The organism is Konateibacter massiliensis (assembly GCF_900184995.1).
GTDB classification, from domain to species: domain Bacteria; phylum Bacillota; class Clostridia; order Lachnospirales; family Lachnospiraceae; genus Lachnotalea; species Lachnotalea massiliensis.
The window spans coordinates 126,330-148,715 of sequence record NZ_LT860098.1 but is presented as its reverse complement, the minus strand read 5'-3'; the positions used below and the strand labels follow the sequence as shown (position 1 = coordinate 148,715).

20 protein-coding genes are annotated in these 22,386 nt (G+C 40.8%); 15 read left to right on the top strand and 5 right to left on the bottom strand.

The features are described 5' to 3' along the window. Positions 1 to 319: 319 nt before the first annotated feature. The 5 genes from CTY48_RS02060 (at position 320) to CTY48_RS02040 (ending at position 5,693) form a co-directional block, all read left to right on the top strand. The gene (locus CTY48_RS02060) at positions 320 to 1,858 is read left to right on the top strand and encodes an ABC-F family ATP-binding cassette domain-containing protein (protein ID WP_099466858.1); all 1,539 of its coding nucleotides are present in this window, start codon (positions 320 to 322) and stop codon (positions 1,856 to 1,858) included. Further along, on the top strand, positions 1,858 to 2,799 hold the full coding sequence (locus CTY48_RS02055) for a hypothetical protein (RefSeq protein WP_099466857.1): 942 nt from the start codon (positions 1,858 to 1,860) through the stop codon (positions 2,797 to 2,799). Before CTY48_RS02060 ends, CTY48_RS02055 begins: the two co-directional genes overlap by 1 nt. 24 nt (positions 2,800 to 2,823) lie before the next feature. Continuing rightward, positions 2,824 to 3,990, top strand: coding sequence for a hypothetical protein (locus tag CTY48_RS02050; protein ID WP_099466856.1), 1,167 nt, complete (start codon positions 2,824 to 2,826; stop codon positions 3,988 to 3,990). A gap of 93 nt (positions 3,991 to 4,083) precedes the next feature. Then, positions 4,084 to 4,905, top strand: a complete 822-nt coding sequence (locus CTY48_RS02045) for a MerR family transcriptional regulator (protein WP_099466855.1) — start codon at positions 4,084 to 4,086, stop codon at positions 4,903 to 4,905. A 167-nt stretch (positions 4,906 to 5,072) separates the two neighbouring features. Continuing rightward, the gene (locus CTY48_RS02040) at positions 5,073 to 5,693 is read left to right on the top strand and encodes a flavodoxin family protein (protein ID WP_099466854.1); all 621 of its coding nucleotides are present in this window, start codon (positions 5,073 to 5,075) and stop codon (positions 5,691 to 5,693) included. A 107-nt stretch (positions 5,694 to 5,800) separates the two neighbouring features. On the opposite strand, the gene CTY48_RS02035 is transcribed toward CTY48_RS02040, so the two are convergent. Continuing rightward, positions 5,801 to 6,199 carry a nuclear transport factor 2 family protein gene (locus tag CTY48_RS02035; protein WP_099466853.1) on the bottom strand — a complete coding sequence of 133 codons (399 nt, stop codon included), beginning with the start codon at positions 6,197 to 6,199 and terminating at the stop codon, positions 5,801 to 5,803. A gap of 278 nt (positions 6,200 to 6,477) precedes the next feature. Here CTY48_RS02035 and CTY48_RS02030 point away from each other — a divergent pair, with 278 nt between their 5' ends. From CTY48_RS02030 to CTY48_RS02010, 5 genes are all read left to right on the top strand, one after another. Continuing rightward, on the top strand, positions 6,478 to 7,164 hold the full coding sequence (locus tag CTY48_RS02030) for a response regulator transcription factor (protein WP_099466852.1): 687 nt from the start codon (positions 6,478 to 6,480) through the stop codon (positions 7,162 to 7,164). Then, the gene (locus CTY48_RS02025) at positions 7,161 to 8,183 is read left to right on the top strand and encodes a sensor histidine kinase (protein WP_099466851.1); all 1,023 of its coding nucleotides are present in this window, start codon (positions 7,161 to 7,163) and stop codon (positions 8,181 to 8,183) included. The genes CTY48_RS02030 and CTY48_RS02025 overlap by 4 nt, the downstream gene beginning before the upstream one ends. A 32-nt stretch (positions 8,184 to 8,215) precedes the next feature. After that, positions 8,216 to 9,418, top strand: a complete 1,203-nt coding sequence (locus CTY48_RS02020) for an RtcB family protein (RefSeq protein ID WP_099466850.1) — start codon at positions 8,216 to 8,218, stop codon at positions 9,416 to 9,418. Between the two features lie 265 nt (positions 9,419 to 9,683). Next, positions 9,684 to 10,481: an SDR family NAD(P)-dependent oxidoreductase gene (locus CTY48_RS02015; RefSeq protein ID WP_099466849.1), complete on the top strand. Its 798-nt coding sequence runs from the start codon at positions 9,684 to 9,686 to the stop codon at positions 10,479 to 10,481. A 47-nt stretch (positions 10,482 to 10,528) separates the two neighbouring features. Continuing rightward, positions 10,529 to 11,356: an SDR family oxidoreductase gene (locus CTY48_RS02010; RefSeq protein WP_236354692.1), complete on the top strand. Its 828-nt coding sequence runs from the start codon at positions 10,529 to 10,531 to the stop codon at positions 11,354 to 11,356. A gap of 137 nt (positions 11,357 to 11,493) precedes the next feature. On the opposite strand, the gene CTY48_RS02005 is transcribed toward CTY48_RS02010, so the two are convergent. Together CTY48_RS02005 and CTY48_RS02000 are read right to left on the bottom strand one after the other, a co-directional pair. After that, a complete protein-coding gene (locus tag CTY48_RS02005; RefSeq protein ID WP_099466847.1) occupies positions 11,494 to 11,802 on the bottom strand; it encodes a type II toxin-antitoxin system RelE/ParE family toxin in 309 nt (102 codons plus the stop codon). Continuing rightward, a complete protein-coding gene (locus CTY48_RS02000; RefSeq protein WP_099466846.1) occupies positions 11,789 to 12,058 on the bottom strand; it encodes a type II toxin-antitoxin system Phd/YefM family antitoxin in 270 nt (89 codons plus the stop codon). The genes CTY48_RS02005 and CTY48_RS02000 overlap by 14 nt, the downstream gene beginning before the upstream one ends. Positions 12,059 to 12,219: 161 nt before the next feature. On the opposite strand from CTY48_RS02000, the gene CTY48_RS01995 reads away from it, so the two are divergent. From CTY48_RS01995 to CTY48_RS01975, 5 genes are all read left to right on the top strand, one after another. Beyond that, entirely contained in the window at positions 12,220 to 12,936 is a 717-nt protein-coding gene (locus CTY48_RS01995; protein WP_099466845.1) for a LytR/AlgR family response regulator transcription factor, read from the top strand. Continuing rightward, the gene (locus CTY48_RS01990) at positions 12,933 to 14,261 is read left to right on the top strand and encodes an ATP-binding protein (RefSeq protein ID WP_099466844.1); all 1,329 of its coding nucleotides are present in this window, start codon (positions 12,933 to 12,935) and stop codon (positions 14,259 to 14,261) included. Before CTY48_RS01995 ends, CTY48_RS01990 begins: the two co-directional genes overlap by 4 nt. Positions 14,262 to 14,389: 128 nt before the next feature. Next, positions 14,390 to 17,437 carry a glycoside hydrolase family 3 N-terminal domain-containing protein gene (locus CTY48_RS01985; protein ID WP_099466843.1) on the top strand — a complete coding sequence of 1,016 codons (3,048 nt, stop codon included), beginning with the start codon at positions 14,390 to 14,392 and terminating at the stop codon, positions 17,435 to 17,437. A gap of 313 nt (positions 17,438 to 17,750) precedes the next feature. Then, a complete protein-coding gene (locus tag CTY48_RS01980; protein WP_099466842.1) occupies positions 17,751 to 18,137 on the top strand; it encodes a MerR family transcriptional regulator in 387 nt (128 codons plus the stop codon). Positions 18,138 to 18,183: 46 nt separating this feature from the next. Further along, positions 18,184 to 18,804, top strand: coding sequence for a uracil-DNA glycosylase family protein (locus CTY48_RS01975; RefSeq protein ID WP_099466841.1), 621 nt, complete (start codon positions 18,184 to 18,186; stop codon positions 18,802 to 18,804). Positions 18,805 to 18,821: 17 nt separating this feature from the next. Here CTY48_RS01975 and CTY48_RS01970 read toward each other — a convergent pair whose 3' ends face one another. Both CTY48_RS01970 and CTY48_RS01965 read right to left on the bottom strand, forming a co-directional pair. After that, complete coding sequence (locus CTY48_RS01970) at positions 18,822 to 20,657, bottom strand: ABC transporter ATP-binding protein (protein ID WP_099466840.1); 1,836 nt, start codon at positions 20,655 to 20,657, stop codon at positions 18,822 to 18,824. Next, positions 20,647 to 22,386, bottom strand: coding sequence for an ABC transporter ATP-binding protein (locus CTY48_RS01965; protein ID WP_099466839.1), 1,740 nt, complete (start codon positions 22,384 to 22,386; stop codon positions 20,647 to 20,649). Before CTY48_RS01965 ends, CTY48_RS01970 begins: the two co-directional genes overlap by 11 nt.

The window sequence follows — 22,386 nt, the reverse complement described above, 5'->3', positions numbered from 1 at the left end:
GCTATGATGAGGAAAAGAACACAAGAAAGGGTGAAAAGATGATTAAATAGTCTATTTCTGGTAATAAAAGAGAAGTTTTTCAGAGGTCTGGCATACAGGCTTGCTTCTGTTACCGTGAATAGATTATTTAACCAACACCTTGATTCTTCATATCGGGTTTCTTTGCGTTAAAGTCTATTTTCGGGTTCTCTGAAAGTAGATTTTTTTATATTATGCGCACGAATGCAAGTGGAAGATGTCACTATGTGACTGCATTCGGCGCGGGGAATGTGCCTTGGCACATTCTTTGCTAGATAATATTACGAAGGGAGCTGACGATATGTTACAAATAAAAAACCTTACAATCACGCACAATAAAGATTTGAGAACAATTCTTAATAATTTTTCTTTTGTACTAAACGATGGTGACAAAGCGGTTATCATCGGGGAGGAGGGAAACGGAAAGTCCACCCTTTTGAAGCTGATTTATGAGGAAGGTCTTGTGGAAAACTATATGGAATTCACAGGGCAGATTATAAAAAATGATGTGAAAATCGGCTATTTATCACAGGAGATTTCGGTAGAGGACAAGCAGAAAAGTATACTGGAATTTTGCTCTGAGGTGCCTGAATTTTATGAAATGACACCGAAGGAGCTATCCGATATTGTATTTCCGCTTGGGGTAGATTTGGAGTTGCTGTATTCAGAACAGCTTGTCGGTCAACTGTCGGGAGGGCAAAAGGTCAAGCTGCAGTTGATAAAAATTATGATGGAGAAGCCAAATGTGCTGCTTCTTGATGAGCCTTCCAACGACATTGATATAGATACTCTGGAATGGCTTGAGAAATTTATAAATGCAAGTCAAATACCGGTGCTTTTTGTTTCACACGATGAAACCTTGATAGAAAATACTGCAAATCTTGTGATACATTTGGAGCAGATAAAAAGAAAGACGACACCGAGGCATACCATAGCAAAAATGCCTTACAGAAGGTATGTGGAGGAGAGACTTTCCAAGTTTACACACCAGGAGCAGGTGGCGAGAAAAGAACGAAGCGAATACGAGAAGCAGCAGGAAAAATTTCGGCAGATACAGCAAAAGGTGGAGCATCAACAAAATGTTATAACCCGCCAAGACCCACACAGCGGGCAGCTTCTCAAAAAGAAAATGAAGGCTGTAAAATCGATGGAAAAGCGTTTTGACAGAGAAGCACAAAATATGACCGAGATACCGGAGACGGAGCAGAATATTTTCGTTAAGTTCAGCAAAGATATCTCTGTGCCAAACGATAAAAATATTTTAAATTTAAGCATAAGGGAGCTTGAAATTGGTGAAACAAAGCTTGCTGAAAATATTGAGCTGAATATACGCGGGCCTGAAAAAATATGCCTCATCGGCAAAAATGGAGTGGGAAAAACAACGCTTATCAGAGCCATTGCAAAGGAGCTGTCGGCGCGGCAGGATATTAAAGTGTCCTACATGCCTCAAAATTATGAAGAACTGCTGGATTTAAATCTTTCACCGGTAGAATTTTTAACAAACACCGGAGACAGGGAAGAGATAACGCGGATACGCACCTATTTGGGAAGCATGAAATATACGGAAGATGAGATGATGCACAAAATAGAGGAGCTGTCCGGCGGGCAGAAGGCAAAGCTCCTGCTTTTGAAAATGAGCATGGAGGGCAGCAATGTCCTGATTTTGGATGAGCCGACGAGAAATTTTTCACCGCTTTCTAATCCGGTAATCCGCGAGGTGTTAAAAGAATATAACGGTGCAATTATCAGTATTTCTCATGACAGAAAGTATATTAGGGAAGTATGTACGACGGTTTATGAACTAAATAAGGATGGACTGAGAAAAGTGGAGGATTTATAATGAATAAAGAAGCAGCATTTCAAAAAGCAAAAAAGTACATTTATCAAAATGCCAGACCATTAGACTTGGCAAGGTGGAATTATCACTTTGAAGACGGAAGCAAGGAAGAGGTGCTTCGATATGTAAAGGCATACCAGAATGAGGATGGTGGCTTTGGATATGGGCTGGAACCGGATTGTATGAATCCAAACTCATCGCCTATACAGACTTGGGCTGCAACGGAAATTATCCGTGAAATCGGCGGTTTGAGCAAAGACGAACCAATCATAAAGTCCATTGTTGATTATCTGACCAATACAGATACCTTCAACGGAGAAGAATGGACTACGGTCATTCCAAGTAATAATGATTACCCGCATGCCCCGTGGTGGGATTATCCTCATTCACCTTGGTGGAGTGACAGCAAAGAGAATGCATTTTTTGATCAATATAATCCGACAGCAACACTGGCAGGATTTATGCTCCTATATGCGAACCGCAGCGAGAAGATATTTGATAAAGCGGTGAAAATCGCTAAGCGGGCGATTTCTGATTTAATAGACATTGTAAATCCGAAGGACATGCATGTGGTTGCGAATTTTATCCAAATGCACCATTATATCGTGCAGGCAGGGCTGGAAAAAGAGTTTGAGACATCTGCCTTGGAAAAACTGCTTTGTAAGCTGGTGAATGAATCAATTACAAGAGATACGGCACTTTGGGAAAACACTTATGCATGTAAGCCTTCACAATTTTTTAATTCGAGAGAGTCGGTTTTTTACGCTGATAATAAGGAGATTGCAAAATTTGAATGCAATTTTATTATCAAAACCCAACAACCAAATGGCAGCTTTGATGTCACTTGGTCTTGGAACGGATATGAGAAGGAATGGGAATTGAGCAAGAATTGGTGGAAAGCCCAAATAACAGTCAATAATATGATTTTTTTAAAAAATATGTAAGGTTAATAAAGGCGGGAGAGATTTATGAAAATCAAGACATTTGCATTTTTTATTGCACTTTGCATAGCAGTCAGCTTATCTGCATGTGGCAAAGAGACGGCAAATAACGACGAAAAAGTGGGAACCGAAGAAGAAGCCGGGGAGGCTTATGAGGAGCAGTCAGAGGAAACGAAGGAGGTTCAAGGGGAGCCGCAGGAACAAGCGCCTGAAAGTCTGGTTTTAGGTAATCTGATTACAGACCAGACTTTTCAGGTATCATTAAAGCCTCTTGGCGAGGTGCAGTTTTCCTCTTACGAGCCTGTAACAGAGGAGAATCCTCTGGCAGATGCAGTTTTTACGATTGGAAAAATTGATGATAGTGCGGCTTTGCAAATTCTGGATGGAATGTACCAGAATAATATCAGAACAAACAAGATTTTCAATCAGGTAGAGGCGGTATCCTTTCCCGACTACAATGGAGACGGCTACGAGGATATTATTGTGATTTGCAGTTATTCGCCCGCATCTGGTGCGGAGGTTGGAAGCGGATATTCAGAAGCAAGAATTTATGAGGGAAGTGCATCGGGAAGCTTTACACTGAAAAAAGAGCTGTCAGAAGAAACGAATTCTGCTTTGAATGAAATAACAGTAAAGTCAGTCCTAGGTTTTCTTGGAGCCAATACCGCAGATGACTCATGGAAGAATGCCTATATAGATTATCTGCAGTCTGTGAATCTCTCAGACGAGGGAGTTGACGGTTATGATTTCATCTATCTTGATGAGGATGATATTCCGGAGATTGTAGAAATTGGAAACTCTGAGGCGGCAGGAAGCAGGATTGTATATTATTATAATGGAGAGGTTCACAAGTATCAGTTAAACAGACTTTACTTTTCTTATATTCAAAAAGAAAACCTGTTATGTAATTCAGAAGGAAATATGGATTACTACTATGATTTGGTGTACAGTCTTGTAGACGGAGAGATGGTTCAAGTGGCAGCAGGCTATTATGGAGCAGAAGATAACAGTAACTTGACTTTTGATTCGGCAGGTAATCCGATTTATGTATATGAATGGAACGGACAGAAACAATCAGAAAAAGAATATAAGAGTGCTTTGAACGAAGTATTTGATTCTTCCCGTGCAGTGGATGGATATTCTTGGGATAATTATATGACGAGAGATGAAATGATAGAAAAGCTAAAAGAGTAAGTTGATTCTTTTTATAATCTATTGACTCTGACATAGTGGTATACTCTATACTATAACTGAGCTCAAAAAACACATATATGTGAGGAAAAAAATATGTTGAAAATAGGAGATTTTTCAAAACTTTCAAGAATTAGTATACGAATGCTTCGCCATTATGACGAGATAGGACTCCTTGTGCCGATAAGCACAGACCATTTTACAGGTTACCGCTATTACAGCGAGGACCAACTGCCTGTTGCCGGAAGAATCAATGCGCTCAAAGCGATGGGATTCGGGCTTGCCGCGATTTCAGAAATATTGAAAAACTATGATGAACCGCAGGCGTTGGCAGAGTTCTTGACAGTTAAGCAGTCCGAAGTGAAAGAGGAGGTTGAGGAGGCAAAGCGCCGTCTGCTGCTTCTTGAAACAGCCATCGAAAGGCTGAGAAAGGACGAAAACGCTATGGATTATAATGTGATATTAAAAACAATACCGGAGAGATATGTAGCAAGTGTGAGAAAGGTAATTACGACATATGACCAAGAGGGAATGCTGTGGAACATTTTGATGACGGAAACCTCTGCGATGAACTTACAGATGGCGGATAACTGCTATAGCCTTGCCGTTTTCCATGATGAAGGCTACAAGGAAAATGATGCGGATGTGGAAATACAGCTTGGGGTGAAAGGAAGCTACAAGGATACGGAAAATGTAGTATTTAAGAACGCGCCTGCCGTAGAGGTCGCTTCCGCAACCTATAAGGGCAGCTATGAGCAGCTGACGGCGGTTAACCATACGATTGCAAACTGGATCAGTGATAATGATTATGAGTTTAACGGTGCAATGTTTTGCATTTACCATGTAAGTCCGGCTCAGACACAAAATCCGGATGAGTTGGTAACAGAGGTTTGCTATCCGGTAAAGAAGAAAAACTAACGGATAGGATTAAGGTGTCACAAAGTAATGTTGACACCTTAATCCTATTAGTATATAAAAAGACACTACATCAGAAAAAGACCACTATATTACAAAAAAGTATATATTTTCTTCCTCCCTAATTTAAACTATAATAATAGTATCACAAAAAATAAGGAGGATTTACAATGAAAGTATTGTTAATCAACGGAAGTCCGCATGAGCACGGCTGTACCTACACCGCTCTTTCGGAAATCACAGAAACCCTTCACAAGCACAATATAGAGACAGAAATACTATATTTAGGGAAAAGTGCGCTTTCCGGCTGCATTGCCTGTGGGTATTGCGATGAAGCAGGAAAATGCGTATTCGATGACCAAGTTAACAAGGTGCTGGCAGAACTGGACAGCATTGACGCAATCATCGTCGGCTCACCTGTGCATTATGCAGCGGCAAGCGGACAGATTACCTCATTTTTGGATAGGCTGTTTTACAGTGGCGGCGGTCTTATGGCAGGAAAGCTGGGCGCAGCCGTTGTAGCCTGTCGAAGGGGCGGAGCGACAGCCGCTTTTGACCAGCTCAATAAATATTTCACAATCAGCAGTATGCCGATTGTCTCTTCCCAGTACTGGAATCAGGTACATGGCTTTACACCGGAGGACGTGAGAAAGGATGAAGAGGGTATGCAGACAATGAGAACTTTAGGTGAAAATATGGCATGGCTGCTCAAATGCATCGAAGCCGGCAGAAAAAATGGTGTTGCTCTGCCACAATATGAAGAATATGTTATGACAAATTTTATTGATTAGTTTTACTTATTATGAATAAAAACAAGGAGAAGCGCTAAGAGGCTTCTCCTTGTCTGGTATAGTGTCGAAATAAATGTTGAGGGGTAATGTTGTTTGTATCGTAAGTTTTAGCTGAGGTGAAGTTGTTTGTCGGAAAGTGCCCAGCCCTCGATAACTCTGGCACCTATCGGTTCAGGATTATCCTTGAAATGTACAAATTCCATTGTCTGCTGTTCAATCTTTTCGCCGGTCTTCTTGTTTGTCACGATAACATTATAACGGATTGCACACCAGTCCTCGTTGATGATCATGTTTTCGAAATTGCCAAGATCCATATCAAATACTTGGAAGAGCTGTCCCATTGCGTCTTTATACTGCTGGAGTGTCCATCTCTGTCCGTATACATTGTAGTGGGCATCAGGCTCATATAAGGTGTTGCACCATTCAAGCCAGCCGTCATAGCCTCCATTCCAGTTTTTGAATCCGGTCTCTAAACGATTTTTAATTGCCTCTTGTAAATTACTCATATAAAATCTCCTTTCTTAGCTACACCTTAATAGGCGGCGAATATGTTTGTCATGTATCAATTTACACGTATAAAAATACTGCCTAAAAATAAACTGAGGGTAAACTCTAAAATTATTTTACAAATTTCATGTTTACCTTTAGTTTACATCCCCATCCTAAACTAAATTTGATAACAAAAGCAGAATTTTGATTACGTGACTTTCGATTGCGTGTATAATAGGATTAACATGACTGCTTTTCATCAAAGAATATGAAAACCAAAGGAGAGGTTTGGATAATGGCAACCTTATTGATTGTAGAAGATGATAAAAATACAAGGCTTTTGACAAGTGCCAGATTGAAGCCCTACTATAAGGTAGAGGAGGCAGAGGACGGAGAAAAGGCGTTGGAGATACTTGACCACAAGCATATTGACTTAATCATTGCCGATATACAGATGCCAAGACTCAATGGTTATGATCTTGTAAAAGTGTTGAGAGAAGTGGGAAACGCAATTCCCGTTATTATGCTGACGGCAATGCATTCTTTTGATGATAAGAAGACAGGCTTTGCCTCGGGAACTGATGATTATATGACAAAACCCATCGACTATGAGGAGCTTTTGTGGCGGATAAAGGCATTGCTTCGGCGCTCCAATATTGCCAGCGAAAATAAAATATCTGTCGGAAATGTGGTTTTGGATGCTTCCACCTATAAGGTACGGGCAGGGGAGGAGGAAATCGAGCTGGCAAAAAAAGAATTTGACCTGCTTTACAAATTTCTTTCCTATCCCGGCATGATTTTCACAAAAGGACAATTGCTGGATGAAATATGGGGATATGATACCGAGAGCGATGAAAATACGATAAAAACTCATATCAACCGCCTGCGCAATAAGTTTGAGAACTGCAGAGAGTTTGAAATCATTACGGTGCGTGGTCTTGGCTATAAGGCAGAGCTGCGGGAAAGCGAAGAGTCCTTATGAGAAGAAAAAAGGAAGCGAAGAAAATAGGTGTAATCGGCTGGGCAGTGTGGTTTTATATTATTATAATAATCAGCTCCGTGATGGCGTTCGGGCTTGTGACGACGCTTACCTTTCATATGGATCGGGAAAACTCCATTTCTATGCTAGGTATGATACCGGTTATGGGGATTGCAATCGGCTTTGCCATATATAAAATTATCCAGACTCTGAGAGCAAGAATGGAAAAAATACTGATAGGAATTACCGAGGTTGCGGAAGGAAATCTTGATGTAGAATTGGAATTTGAGCATGCGGGGGAATACGAGGTTATTTACCGGAATTTTAATAAGATGGTGAAGGAACTAAAAAATACAAGAACGGAAATGCAGAATTTTGTAAACGATTTTTCACACGAATTTAAGACGCCAATTACCTCAATCCAAGGCTTCGCAGAATTACTTTTGGAAACGAAAATAAGCGAGGAAGAGCAAAAGCTCTATCTTCAAATTATTGCCGAGGAGTCAGCACGGCTTGCAGAGCTTTCCCAGAACACACTGCTATTGTCTAAGCTGGATGCGCAGCAGGTTGTGACGGATAAAAAGGAATTTGCTCTAGATGAGCAATTGAAAAAATGTGCGATTGTCCTCTTTCGAGAACTTGAAAAAAAGCAGATTGTGCTTGATATGGATTTGCCAAGCGTGAACTATTACGGAAATCCCGAACTTTTGCAGCAGGTGTGGATGAATTTGATTAACAATGCCATCAAGTTTACACCCGAGCGTGGAGAGATTACAATTTCTATTGAGGAGACGCCAAAGGAGATTTGTGTTAATATTGCAGACAGCGGTATCGGGATGGATGAAGAGACGAAGAAGCATATATTTGAAAAATATTATCAAGGAGATGCTTCCCATGCGACAAGAGGTTACGGTCTGGGATTGTCGATTGTGGCGCGTATCGTGGCATTGTGCTCAGGCAGTATTTTGGTTACAAGTGAATTGGAGTGTGGGAGTACTTTTACGGTGAGACTTGTGAAATAATAAAAAGTTTATACCAAAGGAGGTTATAAAAAATGTTTGAAATAAAAGGAAAGATAAACACAGCCGTCTGCTATGCCAAAGTAGTGGAGGACGAGGCGATTGAGCAGATACGTAGAATGTGTGATTATGAGTTTACAAAAGGCAGCAAGATAAGAGTGATGCCGGATGTACATGCAGGAAAAGGCTGTACCATCGGTACAACAATGACTGTTTTGGACAAAGCAGTGCCTAATATTGTAGGCGTTGATATCGGCTGCGGCATGTACACCGTCAATCTTGGAAAAGGCGATATTGATTTTGCGAGGCTAGATGAAGCAGCTCACTTTGTGCCTTCCGGTAAGAATGTGTGGGAAGGGCGGCAAGAGAAATTTGATTTGACAGAGCTTCGCTGTTACAGAAGCCTACGAGATACCAAGAGGCTTGAGAGAAGCCTTGGCACTCTTGGAGGAGGAAATCATTTTATCGAGGTTGATTGCGCAGAGGATGGAACAAATTATCTGGTTATCCATACGGGCAGCCGAAATCTGGGAAAGCAGGTGGCAGAAATCTATCAACAGCTTGCAATCGACCTTGATAAGGGAAAAGAAACCTATTTTCAGGAGAGAGATGCCATTATACAACAGTATAAGGCAGCAGGACACAGAAAAGAGATACAGGCGGCGCTGAAAGAAATCGCATGGACTGCAAGAGTCACAACTACGCCGGAAGACCTTTGCTTCCTATATGGAACTTATTTGGAAGACTATCTTCATGATGTGGAAATCTGCCAGAGATTTGCTCGCAAAAACCGTGAAAAAATAGCTGAAGTTATTCTGGAAAGAACCGGGATGAAGGGAATGGAAGGATTTCACACCATTCATAATTATATCGATACAGAGGAAATGATTTTGCGAAAGGGTGCAATTGCCGCCCACAATGGAGAAAGGGTACTCATTCCGATTAATATGAGAGATGGAAGTGTATTGGCAATAGGAAAAGGAAATCCCGAATGGAATTATTCCGCTCCACATGGAGCGGGAAGATTAATGTCTCGCAAAAGTGCTAAAGAAAAATTGAGCATGGAAGCTTATAAAGCAACAATGGCAGGTGTTTACACGACATCAGTAAATGAATCAACACTGGATGAGGCACCGATGGCATATAAATCTCTTGCAGATATCATAGATGTGATTAGAGAAACCGTAGATGTCATTGATGTGATGAAACCAGTTTATAATTTTAAAGCATCAAACTAGGAAGCATCCTTTCAACGCTAACATATGGAAGAAGAAAATAAAGTGGAATCAAGATAGGGAAACCTTTCTTGGTTCCATTTTTTAGTTTACCTATATGTTACCTTCTAACAATAAAATAAAGAAAACAAACAAGAGGTGATGGATTTAAAACAAATTAACAAAACTCAAACAAAATAGAAACAATTTAAAATATTTAAGAAGTATGATACAGAGAACGATTGAAAAATAACTTTCTAAAAAATTAACAATAACGAGGAGAAATAGTATGAAAGCACAAGGAAAAAATATTGTTGTAACAGGTGGAGGAAATGGCGTAGGAAGGGAGCTGGTTTTACAATTGCTTGAAAAAGGTGCTACGGTTTTTGCAGCAGATATCAATGAAGAGGCATTAAAGGAGACTGTTAAGAGAGCTGGAAATAGTAAGCGATTATTTACGTATGTTGTAGATATTTCTAATAGGGAGTCGGTTTTTGCCTTTGCAAAAACGGTGGAAGAAGAACATGGCAGTGTGGATGGAATTATTAATAATGCGGGGATTATCCAGCCGTTTATTCATCTGAATGAACTGGAGATGGACCGAATTGACAGAGTGATGGACATTAATTTTTACGGAACGCTTTACATGGTAAAAGCATTTCTGCCATATTTATTAAAACGTCCGGAAGCACATATCGTAAATGTTTCCAGTATGGGCGGATTTTTACCGGTACCGGGACAAAGTATTTACGGGGCATCAAAGGCAGCGGTAAAACTTTTAACAGAAGGGCTTTCATCGGAACTGAAAGGGACAAATGTAAATGTATCTGTTGTAATACCGGGGGGAATAGCAACAGATATTAAAAAGAATTCTAATATTGAATCGAAGGTAACGACTGACAGCAGTAAAGCCAATATGGTTCTGACTCCTGCAAAAGCGGCTGAATTGATTATTAAAGCAATGGAACAGAAAAAACTCCGTCTTTATATTGGAAAGGATTGCAATATCATGAATTTTCTGTATAAGGCGAATTCAAACTTTGCCATGAAGATGATCAATAAAGTGATGAACGCATCGGAACATTAGGATTTGGGCTTGGACAATAAATGCAATGATTAAATATGGAGGAATTGATGATGAAAGATGTTTGTGTAATAACCGGCGGCGGAAGCGGAATGGGGTTTGCAACCGCTAAATTAATGGGAAAAGATCATTATATTATTATATGCGGAAGAAGTGTCAATAAGCTTGAAAATGCCGTAAATGAACTACAGGCAGAAGGGATTGAGGTGGAAGCCTTCCCATGTGATGTATCGAATTATGATAGTGTAGAAAAACTTGCGAATCATGCGAAAGAAAAGGGGCGTATAGCGGCGGTGATTCATGCGGCCGGTATGTCTCCGCATATGGGAACAGCACAGCAGATTATGGAAGCAAATGCACTGGGAACAATATATATCAACAATGCCTTTTTTCATGTGATGGAGAAGGACTCCTGTATGATTGATGTTTCCTCCATGTCCGCCTATCTGACGCCCAAAATCGTTATGCCGGTGAAAAAATATAAATACAGCATTCGAAATCCGGAGCTTTTTATGAAAAAGATGATGAAGCATGTGAATATTTTTCCGAAAAAAGTACGGGCAGGTGTTGCTTATGGCATATCCAAGCATTTTGTAATTTGGTTTGCAGGGCAGGACGCCGCGCGATTTGGTATGAAAGGGGCAAGGGTATTATCCGTTTCTCCGGGAAATTTTGAAACACCGATGGGTAATTTGGAGAAAGAAGAGGCTGACACTTTCACAAAGCACAGTGCGTTGAAACGATTTGGACAGGTGGACGAAATTGCCAGCCTGTTTGCCTACTGCGCCAGCGAGAGTGCAGGATATCTGACGGGTACGGATATTCTGTGTGACGGAGGTGTGGTGGCATCTGGTGTAAGTCCAATTGGGAAGAAGTAAATAATTCTCTAGTCTTTTACGGAAATAGAATTTATGGTATGATTGTGGCAGAAGAGTGAGGGAAGCGGAAGTTATGCTTTTTGGATATTATGGCGAGGTAATGGAAGAATGGAGAATAGAAAATTGGAACAGAGAATTTAGTAGAAGAGCTTTGTGTACTCGGTATCTGTATTTGCAATGTGATAGATGAAGATAAAATCGCCTATCTGTTTATGAATAGCGACATATTTTTCGATTATAATCATTCGATAGCCCATGCTGTTTAACCATGAGTCCGGAGTTAAAGAGCCCGAGGTTGGGAAGGTTTCCAAGCGTTCGATGGCATCTAATATATGGTCACTGACTTTTAATGCGGTTTCTACATTAAATTGAACGGCATAATAATCTTCAATGCTTTTCAAATCTTCCCATGCGGTGGGCAATAGTTGTATTTTATATTTCTTCATGGTATCGCTCTCTTAGCTCCTTTCTTGCCTCTGCAATACTTCGTGTCTTAGCGCCGTCTAATCGCTCCTGTTCAGCTTGTAATACTTTTGCCCGCAGCTGTAAAATCTGCTCTCTTTTTTCGAAAGCTTCCAGATTCATAAATACGCCGTCACCTTCACCATTTTTGGTGATGTAAATAGGTTCTTTTGTATCTCTGGCAAGATTGGATATAGACAAATAATCATTGCGCAATGATGCTGATGGTTTAATAATCATATTGGGTACTCCTTTCATATCTTTTTTATGATATAATAATATCATTTTTTTTGTATTTTGTCACTGCGTTATATAGATGTTCTGCAAAGATTTTGATATAATTGGAATTAGTAACCGTAAAATAGAATCGAAATCATAATGAATCATAAAAAGGGGATATTATGCGAATTGCAATTGTAGAAGATGAACGCTCTTATCAGGAACAGATGATAAAATATCTGACAGATTTTGAACAGGAGTATGATACCGTAATTCGGCCACAGGTTTTTAGTGATGGAGATGAAATCGTAGAAGCGTATGAAAATGGAAACAACCAGTGGAGCATCATCTTTTTGGACATCAAAATGAAGAATAAAAATGGGATAGAGACGGCACGGGAAATACGTAAGAGAGATAACGATGTGGTGATTATTTTTATTACTTCTCTTATGCAGTATGCCATCAAAGGGTATGAAGTGGATGCCCTCGACTTTGTATTAAAGCCTATCAGCTATGGACAATTTGCCCTGAAGATGAAAAAAGCTCTAAATAGTGTGAAAAAGAGAGAAAGTCGTTTCCTTGTATTGTTCAAGGGGCAAAGAATGGATAAGGTATCCACAGATGATATTCGTTATATTGAAGTACAAAATCATTACCTCCATATTGTAACAAAGGCGCATACTTATAAAATGCGTGGCACCATGCAAGAGATAGAAAAAGAGTTATCCAATCTTCCTTTTGCCAGATGCAGTAACGCCTATCTGGTTAATCTAAAACATGTGAAACAAGTGACGAAAGATACAGTATATTTGGCAGATACAGAGCTTTCCATTACAAGAACGAAAAAAGCTGGTTTTTTGCAACAGTTTTCCGATTATCTGGGAGGTGATTATCGATGACAACATTGATATATTTCCCATTGGAATTATTGGGAGCTATTATCGTGTATTGTATTGGACTGGAAAAGAAGGATAATTTCAGGAAAAAATTACTGAGAATTATTATAGTATATCTGCTTCTTACTTTAGCTGTACAAAGCTGGATCTGGAATTATGGAAATACACATATGGAAATGGAGAGAATGTATGGGTCAAGCGGAAATAATATAATTATCCTATGGATAGTTGCAGTTCTTATTGCAATGCCGGTACTGATTTTGTATCAGGTTCGGGCTAGGGAATTGATTTATTGCGTTACATGCGCTTATCTGACAGAACATATGGCATATTGTATTCGTATTCTTAGCAATTATATTTTTGGTGTATGTCAGGGACAAGAATACAAAGAGGCTGTTATTTCCAATCCTGGACAGCCGGCCTATTTTCTAATACATATTTTGGTATATCTAACGGCATATTTTATTTTTGCCAGAAAAATTATTCAGAATCAGCATTATTCGGCAACGGCACTACAGTCAGTGGGCCTGATGATTGCAGTTGCATTTCTGGTTATCTGTATGAGTGTCTTTGCTACAATTTATGGGTTTGAACCGATTCATGCGGTATATGCGTTATTTGCCTGCTATTTCGTATTGTATAGTCAGGTGAAACAACAGAAAGAACAAAATTTACAACAGGAATTATCTTTGCAGCAGCAGGTCTGGATGAAATATAAATCTCATTATGAAATGTCAAAAGAAACCATTGATGTGATTAATATGAAATGTCATGATTTGAAACATCAGATTGCAGCACTAAGGAATATTCAGAATCTGGAAAAACAACAAAGAGCAATTGATTCAATCGAAGATGCAGTTATGATTTACGACTCATTCATAAATACAGGTAATGAAATACTGGATACCACCCTTACAGAGAAAGGGCTTTTATGCCAGCAGAAAGGAATTACCTTATCCTGCATTGCAGATGGGGAAAGTATTTCATTTATGGATCCGGTGGATTTGTATTCTCTTTTTGGAAATGCCATCGATAACGCAATGGAAGGAGTTTTGAACCTGCCAGAAGAAATGCGGGGAATTACACTTACACTGCAGAAGAAGGCAGGATTGATTATCTTACAGGTTGAAAACCCTTACCAGGGAGAAATAAAACTACAGGATGGCTTTCCGCTCACATCCAAGGAAGATGTAAATTATCATGGATTTGGGATGAAGAGCATGGCATGGCTAGCTCAAAAGTATCATGGGTTTATTAACATAAAAACGGATCACCAGGTATTTATATTTCGAATGACAATACCTGAACCAGAGGAAAAAGATCTTTGAAAAAAGGTCTTTTTTTTGTTGTCTACGACATGAATATGACAGTTTATGCAGTTTTGAAAGATGTTTCATAAAATGTGATATATTTTGATTATAAAGCTTTAAAGAGAGAAAAAGGAGGGTTTTCGTTTATGAAAAAGGAGAAAAAAGTGAAAAAGAAAGGTATGGTGGGAAAAATAATACGTACGACTGGCTCAGGGATTTTATGTCTGGTACTTGTCGTTATTATGATTGCAGCCAATACGATTCTTGCATCGAATAACCGAATGGTGGATATGATTGCAGGGGGCATGGTAGGTGCATCTTTCAAACATATCGATAATTCTGGTGCAAAGACAGATGGATTTGATTTGGAATACAATAAGTCTGATTATACCAAAGATTCAATTGCAAAAGCAGAGGATGCGTTGAAAAATCAGATTTCGGAAGAGGGGCTTGTTCTTTTAAAGAATGATAACAATGCGCTTCCAATTTCGAAGGATGAGACGCTGAGTTTTTTCAGTGTGAACAGTAATACGCTTTCTGTTGGCGGAGGTCTTTTGGGTGGCGGAAGCAATCTTAAAGATACGGTAGAAGCAGATGGTATGAAGGTAAATGATAAGTTATGGGATTTCTACAGCAAGCAGGCAAAATCAGGATATGGTCTGGCAAGCGGTTCCATTAGTTTTGGAGATGCTGAAGATTTTAGCATCAATGAAGTCCCATTATCAGCACTGGAAGAAGACGCTTCCGTATTAGACAGTGTGAAAGGTACAATTCCGGTTTATGTTCTAAAGAGGGTAGCAGGTGAAGGCCGTGATATGCCACGTTCGATGTACAACCATGCAGACAATACAGAAGATAAGGCAAAGAGTTACTTAGAGCCAGATTCTACTGAACTGGAAGTATTACAGTACTTAAATAATAATTTTGAAAACGTTATTCTGGTTGTAAATTCTAATGCAGCATTAGAGCTTGATTGGCTTGCAGATTATCCGAATATTACATCAGTTATTTATGCGCCAGACGGCATGTTGGCACTTGCAGATGTGATAACGGGTACGGTAAATCCGTCTGGACGTACGGTGGATACATTTGCAGCAGATGCTCTTGCATCACCGGCAGCACAGAACTTTGGTGATTATGCTTACTACAAGGAAGACGGCAGTGCCACAAAGTACAATTATGTATCTTATGCAGAAGGCATTTACGTAGGTTATAAATATTATGAAACCCGCTACGAAGATGTTGTATTGGGTCAAGGAAATGCCGGAGAATATGATTATGCCAGTGAAGTGACATATCCATTTGGATATGGACTTTCCTATACTTCATTTGATTGGAGCAATCAGACGACAAGCTGGGATGGGACGGTTTGTACTGTGACAGTGGATGTTACCAATACTGGTGATGTGGCTGGTAAGGATGTAGTAGAAATCTATGCACAGAGTCCATACACAGACTATGATAAGGCAAACGGAGTAGAAAAAGCTTCCGTTGAATTGGTTGGCTATACAAAGACCTCTGAATTAGAGCCTGGCTCAACAGAAACCGTTACTGTTACATTTGACCAGGAACAGTTAAAAGCATATGATGCAAACAATGCCAAGACTTATATCTTAGATGCGGGTACCTATTATATTACTGCAGCAGCAAATGCGCATGATGCAGTGAACAATATCCTAACAGCCAAAAGTGCCAATACGGGTGCGATGACAGCGACGGGAAATACAGATATGGTATCGACTTATGAGCCATCAAACACAGATGTCGATACAGCAACCTATGCAACAGATTCTTACAGTGGGAATGAAATTACCAATTTATTTGATGATGCAGCAGGTGATGTGACTTATATGACCAGAAATGACTGGACAGGAACATTCCCGGCACATGACGGCGAACCGATGGGTGATATCAGTACATGGGGAAATGAAATCAATGGAGAAGATGGTGTGTCTTATACCTATGGAAAATTAGCCAGTGAAGAACTGATTGCTCAGTTAGACTCTTTTGATTCTGGTACGGATATCGACCCGAACAGTTTTAGTGATGAGATTGTATACGGAGCAGACAATGGGCTTTCACTGATTGATATGCGTGGTTTGAACTATGATGATCCAAAATGGGATGATTTGTTAGATCAGCTGACAGCAGAAGAATATTATGAAGCAATTGCACAGTCTGGATATGGTATTGATTTTATCGAGTCAGTAAATATGCCTTTCTGCGTAGATGCAGATACAGCCTCTGGGTTGATTTATGGCGGAACCGGAGCAATGTTCCCTAATATGATGACACTGGCACAGACATGGAACCAGGAACTTGCATCTGCTTATGGAGAAATGATTGGTAATGAGGCAATCCTTGGCGGTGCTGATGGCTGGTATGCCCCATCCATGAATATCCACCGTACACCATTCTCTGGACGTAATGGAGAATATTATTCAGAAGATGGCTTCTTATCCGGTACAGTGGCATCCAATGAAGTAAAAGGTGCTGCTTCCAAGGGAATGTATACCTATATCAAACATTTCGCGTTCAACGATCAGGAAGACCATCGTGGTGACCGAATGGGACAATACGGTGCAGCAACATGGTTAAATGAACAGTCAGCACGTGAACTGTACCTAATGCCATTTGAAATGTGTATGAAAAATGGAAATGTGGATTTAAATTATATTCAGACAAATGAAGATGGAACATATGAAAATGCTACGACAACCATTCGTGCTACACAGGCAGTTATGACGGCATTCAACCGAGTGGGGGCTACATGGACAGGTGGTTCTTATGCACTGATTACCGGCGTACTTCGAAATGAATGGGCATTTAATGGACTGGTATTAACGGATAATGCCAATACCGGTGTGTTTATGGATGGCTATCAGATGATTGAGGCTGGAGCAGACGCAAAACTGACTTACGCAAAAGAATCTGCACGATTTGATTTTGATAAGGATAGCAGTGCAACTTACCACTATGGACGCGAATCCATGCACCGTCTTTTATATACCGTTGTAAATTCCAAGGCAATGAATGGTGCAATGCCAGGATGTGTATTTGAAGATAAGGCAACATTTGTAGATAAACTGATTGTTGGCATCAACATTATATGCCCATTACTCATTCTTTTAATGGGAGTACTTACGATTAAAAGGTTCCGTAAAAAGAAAACAGTGCTTATAGTGGAAGAATAAAAATGATGTAAATAGGAAATGAGATAAATAGAAAAATAAGATTGTCGTACTATCGGTTGAGCATATCAAGCTGATGGTGCGACAGTTTTTATTCATGACAAGTGAAGCTGCTTGCAGATTCATCTTGCCTGTTTCCCATTTTAGCCTGATTTATGTTAGAATGAAAGCAACACAAATCGGTAAAAAAACTTGACATGGACTTAACTCCAAGGGATAGAATGATAAAAGAAGAGAAGTAAATGAGAAATTTTTATCATAAGAATGGAGAGGAAAGCCATATGAGATGGGAAAGAATAGTTAGGAGGAGAACCACATGACGATAGCGGAGGTAAGCAAAAAATATAATTTATCGGCAGATACCCTGCGTTACTATGAGAGAATCGGACTGTTACCGGCAGTAACCCGAAACAGCAGCGGAAACCGGGATTATACAGAGGAGGACTGCCGCTGGGTTTCCTTTATAAAATGTATGAGAAGTGCCGGGCTTTCGATTGAAACACTGATAGAATATGTTGCCCTATTCCAGCGTGGGAATGAGACAATCGGTGTAAGGAAAGAATTGTTATTGGAACAGAGAAAGCAGTTGGCAGAGAAAATAGATGAGCTTCAGAGTACCTTGACATATCTGGATCATAAAATAGATGGTTATGAGGAACGAATGCTGAAAATTGAAAAAAATCTTAAGAAGTTTGACGAGTAGACAATATAAGCGAAATGTGCGGTTTTGAAAGGAGAAGAACAACCCCATGAACAAACAAGCAGAAAACAAAGGTGACAACAAAACAAAATTGGGAGAGTTGCATAGCCAGATTGCACAGTGCAGGCTATGTGAGGTAGATTTTGGCTACACGCCTCGCCCGATTATTCAGGGCCACCACAATGCAAAAATCATGCAGATTAGTCAGGCACCATCCAAAAGCGTACATGAGGCAGGCAAACCCTTTCATGATGCCAGCGGAAAAAAGCTGCGCGGTGAATGGTATCAAATTTCCGATGAGGATTTTTACAATCCTGACAATTTCTATATTGTATCGATGGCACACTGTTATCCCGGGAAAGCACCGGGCGGGGGAGACCGCCGCCCGCCTAAAATCTGTTCCAAAGAGTGGCTTTCCAAGGAAATGGAGCTTGTGGAGAATGAAATTTATATCATCATCGGAAGCTATGCGGCGGAATATTTTTTCCCCGGTGAAAAGATAACCGCGTTGGCGTTTCAGGACAGGCAAATCAACGGAAAGCCAGCCTATATTCTGCCGCATCCGTCGCCGCTTAATGTAAAGTGGTTTAAGGACTATCCTGAATTTACAACGCAGCGCATTGTGAAAATACGAGAAGACGTTCATCGGGTATTAGAAATAACCAAATAGGGAGTTGATGTTTTACATTAACCCACAGCCCCCTCCGCAAACTGGCTGTTGTACAAATCAGCATAAAAGGTATTTCCCGCAAGAAGCTCCTTATGGGTCCCCTTCTCAATAATTGTTCCGTCTTTCATAACGAGAATCATATCCGCTGATTTAATCGTGGAAAGCCGGTGTGCAATGACAAAGCTGGTTTTTCCCTTCATCATGTTCGCCATCGCTTTCTGGATTTCCACCTCAGTTCGGGTATCAACGCTTGAGGTAGCTTCATCCAAAATCATAAGAGATGGGTTAGCCAAAAGTGCACGAGCGATGGTTAAAAGCTGCATCTGCCCTTGGGATACGGTACTCTCCTCGCTCGAAATCACCGTGTCATAGCCTTTTTCCAAGGTGCGGATAAAGTGGTCGCATCTGGCCGCTTTTGCCGCCTGTACAATCTCCTCGCGTGTTGCCTCCCTATTTCCGTAGGCAATATTTTCTGCGATTGTTCCCTCAAACAGCCAGGTATCCTGAAGAACCATGCCGACCATTTTTCGAAGCTTGCTCTTTGGCAGGTTTTTGATGTCAATGCCGTCAAGGAGAATTCGCCCTCCGTTTAGTTCGTAGAAACGCATTAAAAGATTGATTAACGTTGTCTTTCCGGCTCCCGTAGGTCCTACGATGGCAACCATCTCATTCGGCTTGACCTGAAAGCTTACATCCTGCATCAGCATCTTATCTGAATGGTAGCCAAAGCGCACATGCTCGAATTCCACAGCTCCCTTTGGAGAAGTGATGACTTCCGGTGAAGCTGTGTCAGGAATTTCTTCCTCTTCCTCCAAAAACTCAAAGACACGCTCTGCCGCCGCTAAGGCGGATTGTAAAGAGTTAAAGAAATAGGAAGACTGGGTAATCGGCTCGGAAATCTGGTTTACATATTGTAGAAACGCCTGTATCGTTCCGATAGTCATCCTACCGCTTATGACTAAAATACTTCCTGCAATGGCGGTCACAACGAAGCCAAGCTGGGTCAAAAAGCGGATGGCAGGGTAGATGGCAAACAATACAAACTGTGCCTTTTTATTTGCCTGATACTGCCTTTCGTTCACCTCATGGAAGGTATCGATAACCGCTTCCTGTTGATTAAATGTCTTGATAATTAAGTTACCTGTGTAATACTCCTCAATTTTTCCGTTCAACTCTCCAAGGACCGCTTGGTTTTCAGCGGCATATTTAAAGTTCTTGCTTGAAATCCATTTTGTGGCAAAGATACTGACGGATAGTGCGGCAAGAATAAGAATCGTTAAGAAAGGACTCTGGGTCAGCATGATGAGGATAGTAAGGGAAATATTAAAGGCGGCATTGATAAACTGTAAAAAACCGGTCTTTAACACCTCGGATACTCGGTCCAAATCATTTGTTGTTCTGCTGAGCAAATCTCCGGTCGGGTGAGAGTCATAGTAATTTAAAGGCAGCTTTGTGATTTTTTTACTCACTTTTTTTCGAAGGGATAGTACAAGCTTCTCTCCCACGCCTGCCATGGTGTATTCCTGTATATAGGAAAAACCGGAGCTTAGCAGGTACGCGGCAAGCAGCCAGAGCAGAGACGAAAGTATAAGCTCAGAAAGCATACCAAAGCCTCCGCCATAACCATGCTGTTTGATTCCGTCAATCAATTGGTCAATTGCGACACCCAGAATCAGGGGAGTCGCAACGTACAGTCCAATACTTCCGATTGTCGCAATGATAATAATAACGAGCGCCTTTTTCTGTGCCAGCAGCAGCGTCACCAACTTTTGTAAAGTGGCTTTTGTGTTTTTGGGAATATCTGCATTCTCAATCGTATTTTGTGTTACTTCGTTTTTCTTTTTATTTTTCATGGTGCTCCTCCTTTTCTGTGAGCTGGGAGTCGGCAATTTCTTTGTATATATCACATGTTTTTAATAATTCTGCATGTGTTCCGATTCCTGCAATCTTTCCGCTGTCCAAGACGATAATCTGGTCAGCGTCCATAATGGTGCTGATGCGCTGTGCAATAATAACGACAGCCGCATCCTTCATTTCTTGCTTTAAGGCAGCGCGAAGTGCCGCGTCAGTTTTAAAATCCAAAGCGGAAAAGCTGTCGTCAAAAATGTAGACGGAAGCCTTTTTAACCAACGCTCTGGCAATACAAAGCCTTTGCTTCTGACCGCCCGAAAAATTAGTTCCACCCTGTGAAACCTCGCTCTCGTAGCCGTTTGGCAAAGCACTGATAAAAGAGTGTGCCTGTGCGGTTTCTGCTGCTTTTACAAGCTCTTCAATAGAAGCATCCTTCTTTCCCATGCGCAGATTATCCGCGATGGTTCCGCTGAACAAAAATGCTTTTTGCGGTACAAAGCTGATGGCTTTTCGCAAGTCGTGCTGAGAAATGGTTCGGATATCTCTTCCCTCCAGAAAAATATTACCTTCCTGAATGTCATGAAGGCGAAGCATTAAACTTGAAACGGTACTTTTTCCGGAGCCTGTACCGCCGATGATTGCGGTTGTTTTACCCTGTTCGCATACAAAGCTTAGCCCTTCAACAACCGGCTCCTCCGCTCCCTGATAGGAGAAGGCGGCATTCTGGAAAACAATTTTCTCAGACGTTTTAACAGAGAGTGCCTGTACCTCCTTGGCATCTGCAATCTCAAGATCCGTGTCCAAAACCTCACGGATACGCTGGATACACGATCTCATTCGCGGGATGGTTACGAGGACAGAGGCAGTCATCATCAGATACATTAAGACTAAAATGGTATATTCTGTTACGGCGGAGATACCGCCTATCAGCATTTTTTCCTGTAGAACCAAGTAGCCTCCAAACCAGACCACGACCGCCATCACGATACCCATAATGCCCCATACAACCGGATTAAACACGGAAAAGATGCGGTTTAAGCGGATTACATTGTCCGCGTATTCCGAAAAGGCATCATCGGTTTTCTGCTTTTCATAGGCTGTATTGTCAAAGGCACGGATAACCCGGATTCCGACGATGGATTCTCGTACGACCCGATTTACCGTATCGACATAGTTTTGTATCGTTTGGGAAATCGGGCTTGACTTCTTAAATAGGAAGAAAACCAAAATAAAGAAGGCAAGCATGGCACACAGTGGGATATAAACCAAATCAGGATTGATGGCAGCGGTCATCACAATGGAAGCCACAGCGATGAGCGGAGTCGGAAGCACAAGCTGTGCAACCATAATAACAGTCTGCTGAATCAGGGTGATGTCACCGGTGGCTCGTGTAATCATGGATGCCGTTCCGAAATGGTTGAATTCTCGAATAGATAAAAGCTGCGTTTTATCAAAAATCTTCTCTCTTAGAAATTTACCTGTCAGGGCAGCAAAATCAGCGCAGAGGTAACTTCCCCAGAGGGAAATCAAAGCTGTGATACCCGCCGCGGCAAGCATTTGCAGACCGATGGTGACAACGGCAGTAATACTTTGCTGAGCGATTCCGACATCTATGATTTTAGCAACAAAATACGGAACCATCAGTGTCCCGAAGGATTGTAATAAGGAAGCCAAAAGTATAAAAAATATAGTTTTCTTTTTTGTTTTAAAAAATTCGATTAAGTATTGCAA

Coding starts and splice junctions, on each gene's coding strand:
- CTY48_RS01980 (WP_099466842.1), top strand. CDS start 17,751: ATGACGATAGCGGAGGTAAGCAAAAAATATAATTTATCGGCAGATACC.
- CTY48_RS02020 (WP_099466850.1), top strand. CDS start 8,216: ATGTTTGAAATAAAAGGAAAGATAAACACAGCCGTCTGCTATGCCAAA.
- CTY48_RS02045 (WP_099466855.1), top strand. CDS start 4,084: ATGTTGAAAATAGGAGATTTTTCAAAACTTTCAAGAATTAGTATACGA.
- CTY48_RS02060 (WP_099466858.1), top strand. CDS start 320: ATGTTACAAATAAAAAACCTTACAATCACGCACAATAAAGATTTGAGA.
- CTY48_RS02025 (WP_099466851.1), top strand. CDS start 7,161: ATGAGAAGAAAAAAGGAAGCGAAGAAAATAGGTGTAATCGGCTGGGCA.
- CTY48_RS01985 (WP_099466843.1), top strand. CDS start 14,390: ATGAAAAAGGAGAAAAAAGTGAAAAAGAAAGGTATGGTGGGAAAAATA.
- CTY48_RS02055 (WP_099466857.1), top strand. CDS start 1,858: ATGAATAAAGAAGCAGCATTTCAAAAAGCAAAAAAGTACATTTATCAA.
- CTY48_RS02015 (WP_099466849.1), top strand. CDS start 9,684: ATGAAAGCACAAGGAAAAAATATTGTTGTAACAGGTGGAGGAAATGGC.
- CTY48_RS02010 (WP_236354692.1), top strand. CDS start 10,529: ATGATGAAAGATGTTTGTGTAATAACCGGCGGCGGAAGCGGAATGGGG.
- CTY48_RS01990 (WP_099466844.1), top strand. CDS start 12,933: ATGACAACATTGATATATTTCCCATTGGAATTATTGGGAGCTATTATC.
- CTY48_RS02030 (WP_099466852.1), top strand. CDS start 6,478: ATGGCAACCTTATTGATTGTAGAAGATGATAAAAATACAAGGCTTTTG.
- CTY48_RS02050 (WP_099466856.1), top strand. CDS start 2,824: ATGAAAATCAAGACATTTGCATTTTTTATTGCACTTTGCATAGCAGTC.
- CTY48_RS01970 (WP_099466840.1), bottom strand. CDS start 20,657: ATGAAAAATAAAAAGAAAAACGAAGTAACACAAAATACGATTGAGAAT.
- CTY48_RS01995 (WP_099466845.1), top strand. CDS start 12,220: ATGCGAATTGCAATTGTAGAAGATGAACGCTCTTATCAGGAACAGATG.
- CTY48_RS02040 (WP_099466854.1), top strand. CDS start 5,073: ATGAAAGTATTGTTAATCAACGGAAGTCCGCATGAGCACGGCTGTACC.
- CTY48_RS02005 (WP_099466847.1), bottom strand. CDS start 11,802: ATGAAGAAATATAAAATACAACTATTGCCCACCGCATGGGAAGATTTG.
- CTY48_RS02035 (WP_099466853.1), bottom strand. CDS start 6,199: ATGAGTAATTTACAAGAGGCAATTAAAAATCGTTTAGAGACCGGATTC.
- CTY48_RS02000 (WP_099466846.1), bottom strand. CDS start 12,058: ATGATTATTAAACCATCAGCATCATTGCGCAATGATTATTTGTCTATA.
- CTY48_RS01975 (WP_099466841.1), top strand. CDS start 18,184: ATGAACAAACAAGCAGAAAACAAAGGTGACAACAAAACAAAATTGGGA.